This window comes from Sulfurimonas sp. (assembly GCF_041583195.1).
Lineage (GTDB): Bacteria > Campylobacterota > Campylobacteria > Campylobacterales > Sulfurimonadaceae > Sulfurimonas.
The window spans coordinates 26031-43108 of the sequence record NZ_JBFHGL010000005.1 but is presented as its reverse complement, the minus strand read 5'-3'; the positions used below and the strand labels follow the sequence as shown (position 1 = coordinate 43108).

Annotated in this window: 19 protein-coding genes; 5 read left to right on the top strand and 14 right to left on the bottom strand. The window is 34.7% G+C overall.

Annotated elements, in window-relative coordinates; translation table 11 throughout:
- Positions 1-6: 6 nt before the first annotated feature.
- The 14 genes from ABZA65_RS06115 to ABZA65_RS06050 form a co-directional block, all read right to left on the bottom strand.
- Entirely contained in the window at positions 7-1386 is a 1380-nt protein-coding gene (locus tag ABZA65_RS06115) for a cobyric acid synthase (protein ID WP_373071729.1), read from the bottom strand.
- Entirely contained in the window at positions 1379-1810 is a 432-nt protein-coding gene (locus tag ABZA65_RS06110; RefSeq protein ID WP_373071727.1) for a hypothetical protein, read from the bottom strand. Before ABZA65_RS06110 ends, ABZA65_RS06115 begins: the two co-directional genes overlap by 8 nt.
- Complete coding sequence (gene cbiB / locus ABZA65_RS06105) at positions 1788-2645, bottom strand: adenosylcobinamide-phosphate synthase CbiB (protein ID WP_373071725.1); 858 nt, start codon at positions 2643-2645, stop codon at positions 1788-1790. Before cbiB ends, ABZA65_RS06110 begins: the two co-directional genes overlap by 23 nt.
- The gene (locus ABZA65_RS06100) at positions 2638-3633 is read right to left on the bottom strand and encodes an aminotransferase class I/II-fold pyridoxal phosphate-dependent enzyme (RefSeq protein WP_373071723.1); all 996 of its coding nucleotides are present in this window, start codon (positions 3631-3633) and stop codon (positions 2638-2640) included. The genes cbiB and ABZA65_RS06100 overlap by 8 nt, the downstream gene beginning before the upstream one ends.
- On the bottom strand, positions 3630-4424 hold the full coding sequence (locus ABZA65_RS06095) for a phosphotransferase (protein ID WP_373071721.1): 795 nt from the start codon (positions 4422-4424) through the stop codon (positions 3630-3632). The genes ABZA65_RS06100 and ABZA65_RS06095 overlap by 4 nt, the downstream gene beginning before the upstream one ends.
- 25 nt (positions 4425-4449) lie before the next feature.
- The gene (bluB, locus tag ABZA65_RS06090; RefSeq protein ID WP_373071719.1) at positions 4450-5064 is read right to left on the bottom strand and encodes a 5,6-dimethylbenzimidazole synthase; all 615 of its coding nucleotides are present in this window, start codon (positions 5062-5064) and stop codon (positions 4450-4452) included.
- Complete coding sequence (locus ABZA65_RS06085) at positions 5058-6323, bottom strand: cobyrinate a,c-diamide synthase (protein ID WP_373071717.1); 1266 nt, start codon at positions 6321-6323, stop codon at positions 5058-5060. The genes bluB and ABZA65_RS06085 overlap by 7 nt, the downstream gene beginning before the upstream one ends.
- Positions 6320-7264: a FecCD family ABC transporter permease gene (locus ABZA65_RS06080; RefSeq protein ID WP_373071715.1), complete on the bottom strand. Its 945-nt coding sequence runs from the start codon at positions 7262-7264 to the stop codon at positions 6320-6322. Before ABZA65_RS06080 ends, ABZA65_RS06085 begins: the two co-directional genes overlap by 4 nt.
- The gene (locus ABZA65_RS06075) at positions 7261-7953 is read right to left on the bottom strand and encodes an ATP-binding cassette domain-containing protein (protein ID WP_373071713.1); all 693 of its coding nucleotides are present in this window, start codon (positions 7951-7953) and stop codon (positions 7261-7263) included. The genes ABZA65_RS06080 and ABZA65_RS06075 overlap by 4 nt, the downstream gene beginning before the upstream one ends.
- A gap of 1 nt (position 7954) precedes the next feature.
- Positions 7955-8785, bottom strand: coding sequence for an ABC transporter substrate-binding protein (locus tag ABZA65_RS06070; protein ID WP_373071711.1), 831 nt, complete (start codon positions 8783-8785; stop codon positions 7955-7957).
- Complete coding sequence (locus ABZA65_RS06065) at positions 8763-9590, bottom strand: ABC transporter substrate-binding protein (protein ID WP_373071709.1); 828 nt, start codon at positions 9588-9590, stop codon at positions 8763-8765. The genes ABZA65_RS06070 and ABZA65_RS06065 overlap by 23 nt, the downstream gene beginning before the upstream one ends.
- A complete protein-coding gene (locus ABZA65_RS06060) occupies positions 9590-11380 on the bottom strand; it encodes a TonB-dependent receptor plug domain-containing protein (protein ID WP_373071707.1) in 1791 nt (596 codons plus the stop codon). The genes ABZA65_RS06065 and ABZA65_RS06060 overlap by 1 nt, the downstream gene beginning before the upstream one ends.
- 41 nt (positions 11381-11421) lie before the next feature.
- Positions 11422-11574 carry a hypothetical protein gene (locus ABZA65_RS06055; RefSeq protein ID WP_373071705.1) on the bottom strand — a complete coding sequence of 51 codons (153 nt, stop codon included), beginning with the start codon at positions 11572-11574 and terminating at the stop codon, positions 11422-11424.
- Positions 11575-11676: 102 nt separating this feature from the next.
- Entirely contained in the window at positions 11677-12372 is a 696-nt protein-coding gene (locus ABZA65_RS06050; protein ID WP_373071703.1) for a hypothetical protein, read from the bottom strand.
- 155 nt (positions 12373-12527) lie between these two features.
- Between ABZA65_RS06050 and ABZA65_RS06045 the strand changes: the two genes are divergently transcribed.
- From ABZA65_RS06045 to tsaD, 5 genes are read left to right on the top strand one after another with little or no spacing between them, the layout of a single operon-like run.
- The gene (locus tag ABZA65_RS06045; RefSeq protein WP_373071701.1) at positions 12528-13853 is read left to right on the top strand and encodes an NFACT family protein; all 1326 of its coding nucleotides are present in this window, start codon (positions 12528-12530) and stop codon (positions 13851-13853) included.
- A gap of 13 nt (positions 13854-13866) precedes the next feature.
- Entirely contained in the window at positions 13867-14178 is a 312-nt protein-coding gene (locus ABZA65_RS06040) for a hypothetical protein (RefSeq protein ID WP_373071699.1), read from the top strand.
- A 37-nt stretch (positions 14179-14215) separates the two neighbouring features.
- The gene (locus tag ABZA65_RS06035) at positions 14216-14968 is read left to right on the top strand and encodes a phosphatidate cytidylyltransferase (protein WP_373071697.1); all 753 of its coding nucleotides are present in this window, start codon (positions 14216-14218) and stop codon (positions 14966-14968) included.
- Position 14969: 1 nt separating this feature from the next.
- The gene (dxr, locus tag ABZA65_RS06030; protein ID WP_373071695.1) at positions 14970-16034 is read left to right on the top strand and encodes a 1-deoxy-D-xylulose-5-phosphate reductoisomerase; all 1065 of its coding nucleotides are present in this window, start codon (positions 14970-14972) and stop codon (positions 16032-16034) included.
- Positions 16034-17014: a tRNA (adenosine(37)-N6)-threonylcarbamoyltransferase complex transferase subunit TsaD gene (gene tsaD / locus ABZA65_RS06025; protein WP_373071693.1), complete on the top strand. Its 981-nt coding sequence runs from the start codon at positions 16034-16036 to the stop codon at positions 17012-17014. Before dxr ends, tsaD begins: the two co-directional genes overlap by 1 nt.
- The last annotated feature ends 64 nt before the right edge of the window (positions 17015-17078 follow it).

Below are 17078 nucleotides of genomic sequence, written 5' to 3'. Positions count from 1 at the left end.
AGTCTCCTATAATTTTTTTAATATATATTCCATATCTATATGAGTATCAATATGTGAAGTAAAATCTTCAATTGTTTGTTTTTTGTACTTTTTGAAATTATATCCTTTATAGTTTGGATCTACTTGATTAAAAATTTTATATCTTATCTTGTCGTTATCAAATAGCCCGTGTATAAATGTACCGTAGTAGTTATTTTTTTGCATATGAAGATCTTTGCTAACTCCATTATGGATCTCATAGCCTTTAACTTTTGAACCAAAGATCTCATACTTGCCTTTTTTAACAATTTTCTCTTTTTTAAACTCAACTTTGCCTTTAAAAATTCCAAGAGCTTTTGTGCTTTTATTATCGGTTTCAATCGCTTCTGCGTCTATTATGTTCTCAAACATCATCTCATAACCACCACAGATACCGATAACTGTTTTGTTTGTGTTTGTAAGTTGTTTTGAAAAGCAGTTTGTGTTTAGCCACTCCAAATCATCTACAACACGTTTGCTCCCTGGTAAAACAACCACATCACATGATGATAACTCGCTAACATTTTGTATAAAACTAAGTTCTAACTCCTCATCTGCCACAAGTGGTTCGTAATCTGTAAAGTTTGATATATGAGGGAGTTTTACAACTCCGACTTTAATTTTGGCTTTTTTTGTATCTTGAACATAACCCATGATCGACTGAGAATCTTCAAAGCCAAGGTTGAAAGTTTTGTATGGAACTACTCCGAGCACCTTTATACCAAAGTCTTTTTCAATGATCTTTATCCCCTCATCAAAAAGCGATGAATCCCCACGAAATTTATTTACAATAACACCTATGACATTTTTACGAAGCTGTTTTGGCAAAAGTTTATACACACCGTATATAGATGCAAATACTCCACCGCGCTCGATGTCTGCAACCAGTATGATCTTGGTGTTAAACTTTTTGGCTATGTATATATTTGAGAGATCTTTCTCCATCAGGTTTAACTCAACCGGACTTCCAGCACCCTCGGCAACTATACACTCATACTTTTTACTTAATGTTTTAAAAGCTTTTTTTGCAACAGGTTTTAAAGTGCCGATATCTCGGTAGTAAGAAAGTACGTCTTTGTCTCCGACACTTTTACCGTTAATGATCAGGTGTGTAGAGTTTTTTGAACCTGACTTTAAAAGGATAGGATTAATATCTGGAGTAGTTTTCATACCAATAGCCTCTGCGGCAAAATACTGAGGGATCGCAACTTCACCGCCTGCATCTGTAACTTGTGAGTTGTTTGAGACATTTTGAGCTTTAAACGGTGCTACTTTAATACCGCGTTTATGAAGCAGATAAGTGATCGCAAAACTTAGAGTTGACTTTCCTGCGTCTGAGCTTGTTCCGAAAATGCTTAGGTTATTCATCTAAATCACACTCTTTCATAATTTTCTTCCAATCTATATCAAACTTATCTTCTACATACTTTTTAACATGTGGTACGTCACAACCTGAACAGTTTTGGTGGATTGCATCTCCGTAAGTGCCAAGTTCACCTTTTTTAGAATTAATTGAGCAGTAGCTATATTTTGTTTTATCATCTATTTTCTCAATTCCATTGTCGTTAAAACGAAAATTCGGACATGCACAAAGGTAGCAGTTTAATTTTTTCATATCGTGGCATTTTTTATTTTTCTCATAAAGTGGACAAAAATCTTTCTCCATCTCTACCATGTTCTCAAAGTCAAAATATTCAATTATTTCTTCAGTAGTGAAGTTTTTTTGAAGCAGTTTATCTACTATCTTTTTATGCTTACTTGTATGTTCATCAAACCAAGATTTGTAAGGCATTTTGCACATCCTCTTTTGTTATGTTTTCACGTCCCTCGCCGAAGTAGGGTTTATGTTTTAGTTTACCAAAGTAGTAAGTATCACCGCCTAGTTTCACTTCGAGTACCAAAGCCATAGCAGTGATCGGATGTCCTGCGTTTGGGCTTTCGTGTTTTTCTCCATCTTTGTAAAAACCTAATGTTCCGTATTTTTCCCTTGCATCGTAAGAGCTAAGCATGATTAAAACTGCGGTTATACGAGCAGGTATGTAGTTTACAAGATCGTCCAAGCGCGCTGCAACTTTTCCAAAGTTTATATATATCTCATTTTTGTATCCGACCATAGAATCCATAGTGTTTATAACCTTGTAAATAACGATCCCGAATAATCCGAAAAACAGAAGATAAAACAAAGGAGCTATAACACCATCGCTGAGATTTTCTGCATAGGTCTCGATCGAAGCTTTGTAGATATCACTCTCGCTCATATGCTCAGTATCGCGCGAAACTAGCATAGATATGGCTTGCTTTTTATCTTCTGCACTTAGCACATTTTTTACGCTTTCTATAAGCATATTGTGAGCTACAAATATAGAAGCTAAAACTGATGTTATAAGTATGTTCAAAAACCATCCCAAAGACTCAATGTATAGCTGGATTAAAATTGCGATCGTTCCAACTACGCAAAGCATAAAAATAACAAGTAGCGCACCTCTGCTTACACTGTCTTTGTAAAAATGTTTTTCAAAAAACTCTATCATCTCTCCAAATATAATAACAGGGTGTTTTATAGATCTGAACTCGCCGAATTTTCTATCGATCAAATACGCAAAGATAGCAATTGTTATATTAATCATGAAACTCTCTCAACGCCTCTTTTAGTTTTTTATGCGATACTTTATCTTTAACCGCAAAGCGCAGATAATTATCACTCAAATTATCAAAACTGCCGCAGGTACGAACTAAAATTTTGTGTTTTAAAAGATATTTGAAAAGAGTTTTTTTGGTGTTTTTTACAAGAAAAAAGTTTGAATCGCTCTCGTATACTTTAGAAAACAGCTTGGAGTTTTTAAGTGTCTTTTTTAGCTCTTTTTTCTGCTTTTTGTGAAGCTCTCTTGTTTTTTTTACAAACTTTTTGTCATTAAGCCTTTGTGTTAAAAACTCTGCATCAAACGATGACAGATTCCAGATCGGCTGTTTTAGTTTTTTTATATTTGCCTTGTCTGAAAATACGGCTCCGATCCTAACTCCAGCACAAGAGAAAAACTTTGAAAAAGACTGGATAATGTAGAGCTTTTTATAGTTGTTAATCTCTTGACGAAGTGATGGCAGATTTTCAAACTCTAAAAAAGACTCGTCTAAAATTACGGTGCAGTTTTGTTCTTGCCAGATCTTAAAGAGTTTTTTTAAGTCATAATATTTTCCATCGGGAGTAGAGGGGTTTACAAATATGACGGTTGAGTTTTTTTCTGGCGTTTTATAAATATTTTTAAAACGATCTATCTTCTTGATCTTAGCAGTTTTAGGGATCGCTTTTTCATACTCTCCATAAAGCGGGACATATAGATAAACCTTGTTTAGTTTTAAAGAGTTCAGCAGGGCAAAGATCGCAGATGTAGCACCGTTGAAAAGTGAGATCTGAGTTTTTTTCACGCCGTAGTTTTTAGAGATGATTTTTTTGAGATCTTTATAAGAAGTATCCCCGTATTTCACAATCAGATCATTTGTCGTTTTTACCTTACATTTTGGCTGGTAAAGATTTATGTTTGATGAGAAGTCTATAATCTCATCTACTTTACAGTTAGCTACTTTAGCGTATTTATATATATTTGCGCCGTGCTTCATAACAACTCTTTTGCATTGTTTATATTTTGATTTCTATAGATTCTAAGCAGGGTGTAAAATTTAGAAGCCAGTTCCATCTCGTTTATAAGCTCAGACTTTTTCAGTTTTTTAGGGGCTTTTTGGTTGTAAGTATTTAAAAAGAGGTTTATATAATAGTTGTTTGTGCTTTTTACCCCAAAACCAGTAAGTGCCACACCGCAGTCAAATAAAAAACTTCCATAACCAGAATCTATAAAATCAAAAATACCGATTTTATTTTCATCAAAAACGGTGTTGTCTTTAAAAATATCACCGTGGATCAGCCCGTCATTTGGCATATCAAAATCATATAGATGTTGAAACTTTTTGAAGTAGTGGTAATAATTTGATTTTATGTATTTTAAACTTTGTTTTACTTCACAGCTTTCTAAAAATGGATTTGGAAAACTTCTTTTATGTGTAGCTCTATGCAGATCGCTTAAAAGTCTTGCAAGAGCTTGTATATGAGCAGTAGTCGTACCCTTTGGAACATCGCCTGAGAGCTTTTCATATATATACCAGCCGTTTTTTTCCTCTAAAAAAGCAGGTACATTTAAACCGGACAGCTTTAAATGCTCTAAGAGTTTTTTATCTGTCTCAATTCTGTCTTTTATATCTCTCTCATACTTTTTTATGATGTAATCATCTGTTTGTGTACTGGCAATATAGGTAGTATCGATAACACCGTATAGAGTAGCCTCTATAGAGATAAAGTTATAACCTTCAAAGATATCATTTAACTCTTTTAGAGTTAGTTTTGTTTTTATGCCCACGTTTACACTTCTCCAAAATTAGATCTTAACATATATACTCAACACACTCATTAAGTTTTTTCTCTTCTTTCCATCTGAGAGTTTTTAGTTCAGGTTCATCTTTAAAGCCATCCACATATCCAAGGCAAAGATATGCGATCAGTTTATGGTTCTTTGGAGCTTTTATACTTTTTAGTATTTTTTGCTCATCCAAGATGCTAACCCATCCAAGACCGATATTTAAACTTCTTGCCATCAGCCACATATTCTCAACTGCACAAACTACGCTGTACTCACCCATACTTGACATACTAGTCATCCCCAAAATATCTTCATTGCTATCTTCGTAAAGCACGGCTATGTTTAGAGGGGCTTCTTTTATCCCTTCTAGTTTCAGGTTTTTATATAATTCACTTTTTTCAAAAATCTGCTTTGCCTTTTCATTCTCGATGGCAAAGTTTTCATGTATCTCGTTTTTTACCCGCTCATTATCTATAACTATAAATTTCCAAGGCTGAGAGTAGCCCACAGACGGAGCTGAGATACCGGCTTTGAGTATCATCTCCAGTTTCTCTTTTTCAATTCTTTTGTCTAAAAAACTGTTCCCTCTTACATCGCGTCTGCTTTGCATGAGTTTTAGTAGTAGATCAGCTTCTAACATAAAAACTTCTTCTTTATCAGTTCAGTGTTACATCTAAGCATCGTATGCAGGTAAGTTCCAAATACTTTATCTTTTTCCCAACTCCCTACTGTACCTTCACCGTTTTTCTCTTTTGAGATTATGTCTGTACCGTTTTTTGGATCTACTACATTTGTATAGTGAAAAGAATGTCCCTTTGCATCAAGCTCTTTTGAGTAGTAGTAACCCATTCTTTGAAACCTACCATGAAGTGTAAAGTCCAGATCTAAAATACCGCTCATCTCTTTGTTATCAACTCTGTTTGAGAGATAAAGCAGACCTGCACATTCGGCATATATGGTTTTAGTTTTTGAGTGTTTTATAAGTGAGTCTCTAAAGCGTTTTGAGTCTTTAACTTTGTCGTAGTTTTTCTCATCTTCTACATAACCCCCGACAATATAGACTATGTCAGTATCACTTGGGATCTCTTCATCTTTGGTAGAGTCTATAATTAACACATCTTCAAAGCTTTCTTTTAAAAACTCTTTGTTGTCATGGTACAAAAATGAGAAGTTTTCATCATTAACTATGGCTATCTTTTTATTCTGCTTCTCTAATTTTTCAAAAGGGTAATCTTGTGCTTTTGGCATAGAAAATTCAGACGCAATCTCTAACACTTTTGCAGTATCTATATGTTTTAAGACCTCTTTTGAGATCTCATCTATTTTTTCCATATCTTTTAGATCAAGTCCTAGGTGAGTATCACTCAAAGACGGGATGTTTTTCTCAATCCAGCCAAGAACAACGATGTTATCATGATCTTTTTCTATTTGGTTTTTGATTAGCTCAAAATGACCATGTGATGAGATCTTGTTTAGAACTACGGCTTTTATTGTATTGTCCTCTTTGTAGCTAACTAGACCTTTTAAAACGGCACTGATAGTAATGTAGCTAGAACTTCCATCCAAAATAAGAATAGTCGGGATATTTAAAAGCTTACTCAAATCATATGCACTGCTTCCTTTGTCCATTCCATCATAAAAACCCATAACACCTTCGCAAATAGATATATCTTTGTCTGAGTAATGCTCAAACATCCACTTTAGCTGTTCATCATCCATCATAAATCTGTCCAGATTCACAGATGGCGTATTTGAGATCTTTTTATGAAATAGCGGATCTATAAAATCCGGTCCTATTTTAAAAGGTCTTACCGAGTTTTTAAAATGATTCAGCAGTGCCATTGTTAAAACGGTTTTTCCTTGGTTTGAAGCTACGGCAGATACGCAGAGTGCTCTCATGCTCTTCTCCTTCTGATCAGTAAGTAGATAAAAAACGGTCCACCTAAAAATGCAGTTATGACACCTATTGGGATGTCTGAGCTAGTGCCTAAGTTTCTTGAGATTAGATCACAAAATACCAAAAATATTCCGCTGTAAAAAAAGGTAATAAAGAGCAGTTTGTCTGCGCTTTGTTTGTAGATAGTCTTTAGTATATGCGGAACTATAAGCCCGACAAAACCGATAGGTCCCGTTATGCTTACGGCTACGCCTATACCGATAGAGACTGAGATAAGTAAGATTGTATTGATCTTTTTAACCTCGATCCCTTTTAAAAATGCATTGTCATAAGATGTAAGCAGAAGCTTTATCTCACGCTTGTATTTTAGTGACAGGGCTAAAAGCAGGGCAGATGCTATAACTACAGGCATAGTATGATCTAGTCCTACAATATCCAAGCTTCCCATAGTAAAGCGAACTATCTCATAGCTTTGAGTTTCATCACTGATGTAAAAGAGTATCATTAAAGCTGCAGAGTAAAAGAATGAAAGCGCAATTCCCACTAAAAGAAGTGATGAGGTTTCATAGGCTTTAAGTCTTGAAGTGATCGTAAATAGAATCACTATAGTCAGTATTGCCCCGAAAAATCCAAACATAGCTACTAGTGAGATATACCCAAAAACTATGGCAAAGGCAGTTCCAAGAGTAGCTCCGCTTGCAACACCGAGCGTAAAAGGTGTACTCATAGGGTTTCTAAATAGTGATTGAAATAAAAGACCGCTAAGACCTAAAAGTGCACCCGTAAAAAAAGCTACAACTACGCGCGGAAGTCTTAGATCCCAAAAGAGTTTATAATCCATCGAGGCAATGTCGTTTATATTTGAGAGGCTTATCTCAATTTGACCAAAAAAGGGAGCAACGGCTACAATAAAAAGTGATAAAAGTATAAACAGATATCTCATAGGTCCACCATAAAAAAATCATCTACATGTATGATGCTTGAGCCAAAAAACTTGTAAAGATTTTTTTCTTCAAAAAATTTCTCGTTCGTATCAAAAAACTCTATTTTTCCATTTTGAATATAAAGAATTTTATAACCGAGTTTATGTGCAAGGTTTAGATCATGTGTGATTATGATCCTGTTTTGCAGTTTGTTGCTTTTTAAGATCTCATATACTCTGCGTGTTTTTTGCGGATCAAGGTTTGATGTCGGTTCATCAAAAATAGTCAGTTTTGCATTATGAAGTAGTGATGATGCAAGCATAGTGAGCTGTTGTTCACCACTGCTTAGTTTTATGCATTGTTTCTCTTTTAATTCATCCAGACCAAGCAAAGATACCACATCGTCTATGCTGAACTCTGAATATAGTTTGCTAAGCTCCAGATATTCATAAAGCGAGATATACTCATCAAATATCTCTAACTTAGGAGGTATGTAGTTTATAAACTCTGCTCTTTGTTTGGCATTTAAGCTCTCTAACGCATGTGAAAATATTTCTACACTCTCTGAGTGAGTAATTCCACACAATACTTTAGCCAATGTTGATTTTCCGGCACCGTTTGAGCCCAGAATTATCAGGTTTTCATCCTCTTTTATATGAAAATCAATGTTAGCTAATATAGAGTTGCTAAAGTCAGATATTTTTAACATCTTAGTACTCGTTCTCTTTTGATTTTAGCTCTTTAAGCCCATCTAAAAGCGTTGGAGCAGGGTGTAAGAACTTATCACCGTTTAGGTATATGATCGGAAGCTTTTTGTTTGTCTCAAGTACTGAACAAACATTTGCTTGAGTATATGGTACAAATCCAAATATAAAATCAGGTTTGAACTCTTTTATAAACTCATCGAGCTCGTTTTTATCTTTTGAAATGTGAAATATTTTTACCTTATTGCTTTTATCAACCACGTCAAACCCAGCCTCTGAAAACATATCTCCAAGGTATGTATTTGTACCGTATGAATAAGGATCGTGTGAACAAGCCGACATAAGAAGCACTTTTTTGTTTTTATGCTTAATACTGCGTGCTAAATCTCTCCACTCTTTTGAGAAGTTTTTAACTTTGTTTTGAAACTCTTTGATCTTTAAAACATTGCCAATTACATATAGATTGTTCTCAACCTGCTCCATAGATTGAAATCCGTGAAGCATAAATGTTTTTGCACCTTTTGACGTAATGTCTGCCATTACGCTTTTTTTAGTCCAGTCAGATGTGAATATAAAATCAGGTTTTAGTTTTGCTATAGCATCTTTGTCAGGTACAAACACTTTGCCGGTTCTTGGCAGATAGGGATCTACCTGCTCATCATATATACTTGCACCCACTATACACTCTTTCATACCGAAAAAATCAAGTGCGTGAGTGATATAAGGGCTTTGGGAGATTATTCTTTTGTTTTTGCACTTATCTAGTGAGTTGGCACTAAGAATAACAAAAGAGATAGTTAGTAATAACGTTAGTTTAGTTATTGTTTTTATAATCATTAAGTATCTCCCTAAAGTCTTTTAAAAACAACACAAGTCTGTCACTTGGAATTCCCGCGTAAAGTTTGTCTACAATATACACGGACTTGGTTTTTGCAGCACTTATCGGCAACTCCAGCCAAGGATCTATTAGCTCATCTCTTGTAAGATTTTTTTCATGCATAGAGTGAGCAAGAAGTATAACAATATCAGGGTTAGTAGCAATAAGGTTTTCCATATTCAGCATCGGCTGACCTTTTCTTTTGCTCTGAAGTGCGTTTGTGTTTTCGCTTTCGTTTATGATGTCGTCAAAGTAAAGGTTTTGTCCAGCTACAAATATTCTAGAAGCTAAGGATGTATTGTGTCCCATAACGATTAAAATTCTTTTGTCTTTTGTTATATTTTTCAGATTTTTTAGCTCAGTATCTATGTTTTTTACAATATCTTTTGCTTTTTTTGATTCACCTAGAAGCTCACCGATCTCTAGTATAGTTTTTCTAATACTTTTTAGCTTGTCTATTTTTACGATCTTTGTCTTAATGCCGAGTTGTTTTAGCTTTTGGTTTAGCTTGAAATTGTTTTGCTGCATCAGCACCAAAGTGGGATTTAGTGCCATAATTTTCTCAAGCGAGGGGTTGAAGTAACCTCCAACTTTAGCAACTTTTAAAGACTCTTTTGGGTACTTGCAGTACTCTGTATTTCCTACAACGCTATCACCCTTGCCAAGAGCAAAGACGATCTCGTTTAAAGAGGGTGACAAGGTCACGACTCTCTCTATTGCAAAGAGATTTACGACACTAAAAAGAAGCAGTAAAAGTTTAAACATTAATATTTAACCTTGAGTCCAATATAGCCACTACGCTCAGCCGTAGCGTATCCGTCTACGACTTGGTAGTACTTGTCAAACAGATTATCAATTTTAGCATATATAAGAAGATTTTTATTGATGTCGTAGTTTGCTACCATATTTACAAGCGTGTATCTTCCTGTTTGTGCGTCTATTTCATAGCCTCCATAAGCATACTCAACTCTTTTACCTACATACTCGCCGTTTATACCAAGGTGAAGATCTTCTACACCGTAATAATCTACAGATGCTTTTACGCTATTTTGAGGGCGTCTATAAAGTAGTTTTTCATTTTTGTCTCTAGCATCTAAATATGTGTAGTTTGCATTAACAAACAGGTTTTCAAAAACTTCATCTTGATACTCTACTTCACAACCTTTAATGATAGATTTTCCTGCTATATTCGCATATGTAAACGTTCCTGTATCAAAATCTATCATATCTTCAATGGTACTATGAAAATAAGTGATTTTTATAGATTTGTATTCAATGGAAATATCGTATGATTTTGTATTCTCAGGGGTAATGTTTTCATTACCGTAAGGTGAATATAGATTATACAAAGTCGGCACATTGTAAGATGTACCATAGTTTGCACTTAGAGATAGATCATCAATAAAACTATGTTTAACTCCAAGTTTACCTGTTGTTTTACTTTTGAACTTGTCATATTTATCGTATCTTACAGATTCAGTAATAATCGTCTTGTCAAAATGGTTGCTGTTTGTAATAAAGACAGCCTTATTGTTGTACTTTTTATCGAAATTGTTCTTATGCTCGTAAGATTTATAATCTCCTCCAACTACTAGAAAGTCTTTTTCTCTGTAGCCAATATTTGATTTTAAACCGTACTCATACACATCACCGTCATACTCTGTACCTGAATACTCTCTGTCAAAAACTGATCTTTTTGCATAGATGTCAAGTTCATTAAAACTGTCTATATGATTAAAGTTGATTTTTGAAAATGTATCATCCGTCGTAGAAGTATTTTCTGCAAACGGATCGTTGTATCCGTCGTACTCGTTCTCTGCATTTATATCTGTATGTGAAATATCTATTTTGTTTGTTTCATTTATATTAAACCCAAGTTTGATATTTGACGTTATGTTTTTGTATCCGTCTCTTTCGTAATTGTCCAGATCTTCACCGTATGGAGCTTGAGCGGAGAACCCGTTGGTTTTAACTTTTTGAACACTTGCTTTTACGTAGTAGTTGTCATCTTTGAATGATGCGTTCATACCATATTTTCTTGTATCAAAACTTCCGTACTCTGCATTAGCTGAAGCTTGAAGTCCTTGTTTTGCACTTTTTGTGATTATGTTTATAACACCTGCACTTGCATCAGCACCCCATATACCAGACTGTGCACCTTTTACAACCTCTATGCGTTCAATATCGCTGATCATCAGATGCTCAAACGGCGCACCGCTTAAACCTGTAAGATCGTTGTATCTGATCCCATCAATCAGAACAAGAACCCTTTTTGAGTCAAACCCACGTAACATTACCGAAGTAGATTTTCCAAATCCGCCGTTTTGTGTAAAGCTCATTCCTGACAGTGAGTTTAGAGCTTCAGATACTGTTGTGTAGTGTCTCTCCTCGATCTCTTCTGAAGTGATCACTTCCATGTTTGAAGTTACGTCTTTGATCGATTGTTTAGATTTTGTAGCACTCGTTACTGTGATATCTCCAAGATCAACTGCCTCGGCAAAGATAGAAGTTGAAAGTGCAGCACACGCCATTGATAGTTTTATTGTTTTATTCATAATTTAATCCTGTAAATATTTTTGTTTTGTGTTGGAAAAAATTATTTTGAAGGTGGTGAAGCTATCTTTATAGTAAGTGGTTTTCCACTAAGAGTAGATACGGAAGTGCTTAGTGCTGCAACTTTTTGCAAAGACACATAGGCTTGAATAGCGATAAGTGAAAAGTAATTACGACCAAAGCCTCTTACATGCACAAGCAGTTCCTTTTAAAAATATTTTGAAATTATAACAAAAAAGTTCGAATCATATTAACTGTGCAAATCTTTTAATTGATCTTCTCAGGTTTTGTTATGAAATTAATTTGCATGAGCCAATACAATAGAAACATTATCACTTTCGTAGTCCTCAAAATTTACTAACCATACTGTTTTAGGATTTGCATTTTCTAAAGCTTCAAGACTTTCTGGTGAGCCACTATATTCCAAGCTGACAGCGGCATGACACCAAAGTAAATCTTTAAAATAATTGCTATAATCATGAATTGTTTCAGTCGCTTGCTTATAACGATTCCTTTGTTTATTGATATACGTTTCATAGTCTTCACCAAAAGGTTTTGGAATATGAAGAAACGAACCACATTTTTTGTAAATATTTATTAGTTTTGTATGTGTAGTGTTAACATCAGCTTTTTTAAAATGATTCACATTATTAGATCTTGTATTTTCACCTAATGGAATTGGCATGAAATGTGGTGTAATATTCTTTAACTTAGTTAATATGACTCTTGAATTCCAATCTTTTTCATAGTCACCTACATCATCGTTACTTGTCATACCTTCTGCTAGACGAAAATCCTTATAACGATGTTGATCACACAATATCGATGAAAAACAAATCTGTTCAACGATCTTTCTAGCCTGTAAGAAACAGAACTCCACATCTAGTGCTGAAAGAGAATTACCAGCATTTTCAAGCTTGCTGTCGATCTCTCGAATTCTGATTTTAATTTCAAGCATCATAGATTGATATATTATATGTGGTTTGGCTGCCATTTGATGCTTCCTTTTAGTAGTAACTATTTATTTAACAAACATTATATATAACTCAGCCAATATATTCAAATAAAAGAACATCTAATATATTAATTTAAATTATTTTGCTTAAACCCATTGCGTAATTAAAAGTCATAGTTAGATATAATCCATTTATGAAACTATCACATCTTAAACAAATAAAAGACTATCTTAAAAATTTTAAAAAAATATCGGCCATATACAGAGTAAGCGACACTATAGTCAAAGTTGCATTTGATAAAAACGAAGAGATCTACTTTAATATGCAACGCTCAAACTCATCGATCTTCAGATGTGAGACTTACGCAAGAAGCAAGGTTTACAACGCACCATTTGATGTAGTTTTGGCAAAAAGATTTATACGTGCAAACATACAAGGTGTAGAGCTTGTAAACAACGATAAGATCATCCGTTTTAAAACAACCATAGCTTCGGCATATAAAGAGGAGATCGCTTACTTACAGTTTGAATTTACGGGAAAATATACAAACGTGATCATATTAGATGAAGATATGATAGTGATCGAAGCTCTGCGCCATATAGATCTTTACAGCTCTTTTCGTGAGGTAAGAGTGGGGCAAAAACTTTTAGACGTACCTCAGGCTCCATTTGAGGCAAAAGAGTATCCTCTAGAAGATGTGGAGAAGTTTTTATATGATGTTTATGAAAAAGAGCAGTCTCAAAAGTTATCTAGCCTTAAAAAACAAAAGGTCTCGCTTTTAGAAAAAAAGCTAAAAAAACTAAACAAGTTGTATAAAAACCTTGAGGATGAAAATGCTTTAAAAGATGAGGTAGAGCAGTTTAATCATTACGGAAATTTAGTGCTATCAAATTTACATAATATAAAGCCCTACAGTACTTCTGTAGAACTTCTTGATTATGACGGTTCTACTGTAAAAGTGGATTTAGATAAAAGTTTTTCATCTCCGTCTATGATAAGTAATTATTTTTTTACAAAAAGTAAAAAGGCAAAACAAAAAGCATCTAACCTGCATATACAAAAAGCTTCACTAGAGTCAAAGATCAAACATACCGAGCTTTTTATAAATACGGTTCAAGATGCAAAAGAGAGTTCAAAAATAGAGCTTTTGTTTCCTAAACAGTTAAAAAGTAAAAAAGTAAAAGTTGATGATAGTGTTGAAACTTTCTATGTAGAGGGCTACAAGATCCAGCTAGGAAAGAACGAAAGAGGAAATATAACACTTTTAGGAAATGCCAGAGCTAGGGATATTTGGCTACATTTAAAAGATGCCCCATCAACTCACGTGATCATTACAACAGACAAACAAAACGTACCTATGAATATTATTGAGAGTGCTGCAAGATTATGCGTTGATTTTACGACAACTTCAAAAGATCGCTATTTAGTCGATTATACTCCAAGACGTGAAGTAACTATACAAAACGGAGCAAATGTTTTGTATAACAAATATAAGACCATAGAGGTCGATACAAGATAGAAAGGAGTTTATTATGGCTATTGGACCAATAGGAAATGCAATCTATGTTAACCAGCAGACTGCAGCGGCTTCCAATGTTCAAAATGCACATAATAATCGTGTAGACTTTCAAAATATGGTGGCTCAGACTCTTGCAAACGAGAAAGAAAAAGAGGTTATGGAGGTTCGCCCTACCGAAGAGAACCAACAAGTAGACCCTGATCGTGAACATCAACGTCAAGAAGCTGACGAAGAAACAAAAAGAGAAGAGTCAAAAAATAAAGAAGAGGAAAAAGAGGAAACTCAAGAAGAATACCCTATACATAAACTAGATATTAAAGTGTAATTTGCTATACTGTCAAGAACAAATTTGAGGATTTTTGATGAGTGTTTTTAGCGATAGAGAAAGAGTAATAACAGGTTTAGCACTTTTAGCAGCTGTAATAATCATAGGCTTAATCGATAGTTTTTTTGTTATGTGGTTGGTTTTTGGTGGTATTTACTTACTTGCATTTAAAGAGGCTCAAAAACTTTATGGCGTAGAAAGCGATAATGAGTTTAAGTTTGCAGTAGGTTTATGGCTTTTAACTCTAATCTATCCTTACGGTGATGATCTGTTTGTACTGGCAGGTATATTTTATGCAGCTGCAGTTGCTTATAACCCAAAACTAGAATGGAAAAATTTCCTCCCTTTTATCTATCCTACAGCAGGGATGCTTTTTATCTTTACAATGTATCAAGAATATGGTGTAGCGAGTCTTGCATGGCTTCTAATAGTTGTAGCTATGACTGATATAGGTGCATACGGTGTTGGTAAAAGTATAGGTAAAACAAAGTTTTCAGAGACTAGCCCAAATAAGACTTTAGAAGGGGTTGCAGGTGGTATAGCTGTTGCAACACTAAGTGGTATGTTTGTGGGGCTTGCAGTTGTTGATCTATTTACATCTTTTGTTATCTCTATGGCTGTTTCGGCTATATCTATCTTTGGTGATCTGTATGAAAGCTCTCTAAAACGTGCTGCAGGCGTAAAAGACAGCGGTGATATATTACCTGGTCACGGTGGTGTGCTTGATAGAATAGACGGTTACCTGTTTGGTGCAGTTGTAATGCTTGTTCTTTTAAGAGGATTAGTATAATTTGATAGTCCTTGGTTCCACTGGTTCGATAGGTGTAAATACTCTAGAAATTGCCAAAAAATTTGGAATAGAAATTGAAGTTTTAGTTGCTGGAAAAAACATAAAACTTTTAAATGAACAATTAAAAGAACACTCTCCAAGAACTGTAGTAATAGCAGATCATCAAGATATTCAAGATGTAAATCATTCAAATGTATATGCAGGCGAAGAGAATATACTAAAAGCTATAGAAGACTCCGAAAGTGAGCTTGTAGTAAATGCACTTGTTGGATTTATGGGGCTTCGTCCGACTTTAAAAGCTATAGAATGCGGTAAAAAAGTAGCTTTAGCAAACAAAGAGTCTCTGGTTGCATGTGGTAATTTTATAGACAGTTCTAAAATACAACCGATCGACTCTGAACACTTCGGTCTTTGGTATCTTCTTCAAGACAGACCTGTTAAAAAAATGATCATCACAGCTAGTGGCGGTGCATTTCGTGAGTGGGATATATCTAAGTTAAAAAATGCAACTTTAGCTGATACGCAAAAACATCCAAACTGGTCAATGGGTCAAAAGATAACAATTGATTCAGCTACCATGGTAAATAAGATGTTTGAGCTTTTAGAAGCTAGATGGCTTTTTGGTGAGGGTGATTATGATGCCATTATTGAGACAAAGTCACTGATCCATGCACTTATTGATTTTAAAGATGGCTCAACTACTGCACATTTTGCCCATGCAAATATGCAACTTCCAATCTCATATGCACTAAACCAAGAGATGAATTCCAACATATTAAAGCATGTGGATCTGCTGGAAGTTGGTTCGCTTGAATTTAGAAAAATAGAAAAAGAGCGCTATCCTGTATGGGAAATCAAAGAAGATTTATTAAATAATCCAAATAGTGGTGTTGTTATTAATGCAGCAAATGAGGTTGCAATAGAGAAGTTTATAAATAAAGAGATCGGATTTTTAGATATTCACAAAACTATTTTAGATGCCTACGAGACTTACGATATAGAGCCAAAAAGCATTGATGATGTTTTTGAGATAGATGCAAAAATCCGTAGAGAACTGGGCAGATAATGATATTAAGTATTGAGAGTTCATGTGATGATAGTGCTATAGCTATTACAGATATAGAAACTAAAGAGCTGATTTTTCATAAAAAGATCTCTCAAGAGTTGGAACACTCTGTATATGGTGGAGTAGTACCAGAGCTTGCTGCACGTCTGCATGCAGAAGCACTACCAAAGATACTAGAGGAATGCGAACCTTATTTTAAAGACTTAAAAGCAGTTGCCGTTACTTCATCTCCTGGACTGGCAGTAACGCTTGTTGAAGGTGTTACTATGGCTAAGGCTGTTGCTATATCTTTAAACATTCCACTTATAGGTGTTAACCATCTTATTGGGCATATATACTCTTTGTTCATTGAGAAAGAGACGAAGTTTCCTTGTACAGTTCTGCTTGTTTCAGGTGGGCATACGCAGGTAATGCAGGTTGAATCTTTAGAAAATATAGAAACAGTAGCTAAAAGTATGGATGATTCTTTTGGTGAGAGCTTTGATAAAGTTGCAAAGATGATGGGACTTGGTTATCCTGGAGGTCCGCTTATTCAAGAATTGGCTAAAGATGGAGATAGAAAAAAACATAACTTTACGATCCCTCTATCACAATCTCCGCTGATAGCATTTAGCTACTCTGGACTTAAAAATGCCGTTCGTTTAGCAGTTGAAAAAGCAGAAAATGAAAATGAATATAAAGATATAGCCGCTTCGTTTGAACATATAGCTACAGCACACCTTACTCAAAAGTTGAAAAAGTATTTTAAAACAAACCCGCCACAAAGATTTGCGATAGTCGGTGGGGCATCAGCAAACCTTTATTTACGCTCACAAATAGAAGAGTTGTTAAAACCACATGGTGCAGAACTGCTTTTAAGTGAGTTAAAATACTGCTCGGATAATGCAGCTATGATAGGGCGTGTAGCTATAGAGATGTATGAAAAAGGGATGTTTACAGAGCTTAAAAATATAGATGTTTCTCCAAAATCAAAAGTCTAATCTTAAGTAAAACTTAGTTAATTTTTTACTTATAAGTTAATAAGACTAAAATTATCCGATTTTA

Excerpts from the sequence above, each read along its gene's own strand:
- ABZA65_RS06115 (WP_373071729.1), bottom strand. The coding sequence starts at position 1,386 with ATGAATAACCTAAGCATTTTCGGAACAAGCTCAGACGCAGGAAAGTCA.
- ABZA65_RS06110 (WP_373071727.1), bottom strand. The coding sequence starts at position 1,810 with ATGCCTTACAAATCTTGGTTTGATGAACATACAAGTAAGCATAAAAAG.
- cbiB (WP_373071725.1), bottom strand. The coding sequence starts at position 2,645 with ATGATTAATATAACAATTGCTATCTTTGCGTATTTGATCGATAGAAAA.
- ABZA65_RS06100 (WP_373071723.1), bottom strand. The coding sequence starts at position 3,633 with ATGAAGCACGGCGCAAATATATATAAATACGCTAAAGTAGCTAACTGT.
- bluB (WP_373071719.1), bottom strand. The coding sequence starts at position 5,064 with ATGTTAGAAGCTGATCTACTACTAAAACTCATGCAAAGCAGACGCGAT.
- ABZA65_RS06085 (WP_373071717.1), bottom strand. The coding sequence starts at position 6,323 with ATGAGAGCACTCTGCGTATCTGCCGTAGCTTCAAACCAAGGAAAAACC.
- ABZA65_RS06080 (WP_373071715.1), bottom strand. The coding sequence starts at position 7,264 with ATGAGATATCTGTTTATACTTTTATCACTTTTTATTGTAGCCGTTGCT.
- ABZA65_RS06075 (WP_373071713.1), bottom strand. The coding sequence starts at position 7,953 with ATGTTAAAAATATCTGACTTTAGCAACTCTATATTAGCTAACATTGAT.
- ABZA65_RS06070 (WP_373071711.1), bottom strand. The coding sequence starts at position 8,785 with ATGATTATAAAAACAATAACTAAACTAACGTTATTACTAACTATCTCT.
- ABZA65_RS06065 (WP_373071709.1), bottom strand. The coding sequence starts at position 9,590 with ATGTTTAAACTTTTACTGCTTCTTTTTAGTGTCGTAAATCTCTTTGCA.
- ABZA65_RS06060 (WP_373071707.1), bottom strand. The coding sequence starts at position 11,380 with ATGAATAAAACAATAAAACTATCAATGGCGTGTGCTGCACTTTCAACT.
- ABZA65_RS06050 (WP_373071703.1), bottom strand. The coding sequence starts at position 12,372 with ATGGCAGCCAAACCACATATAATATATCAATCTATGATGCTTGAAATT.
- ABZA65_RS06045 (WP_373071701.1), top strand. The coding sequence starts at position 12,528 with ATGAAACTATCACATCTTAAACAAATAAAAGACTATCTTAAAAATTTT.
- ABZA65_RS06040 (WP_373071699.1), top strand. The coding sequence starts at position 13,867 with ATGGCTATTGGACCAATAGGAAATGCAATCTATGTTAACCAGCAGACT.
- ABZA65_RS06035 (WP_373071697.1), top strand. The coding sequence starts at position 14,216 with ATGAGTGTTTTTAGCGATAGAGAAAGAGTAATAACAGGTTTAGCACTT.
- tsaD (WP_373071693.1), top strand. The coding sequence starts at position 16,034 with ATGATATTAAGTATTGAGAGTTCATGTGATGATAGTGCTATAGCTATT.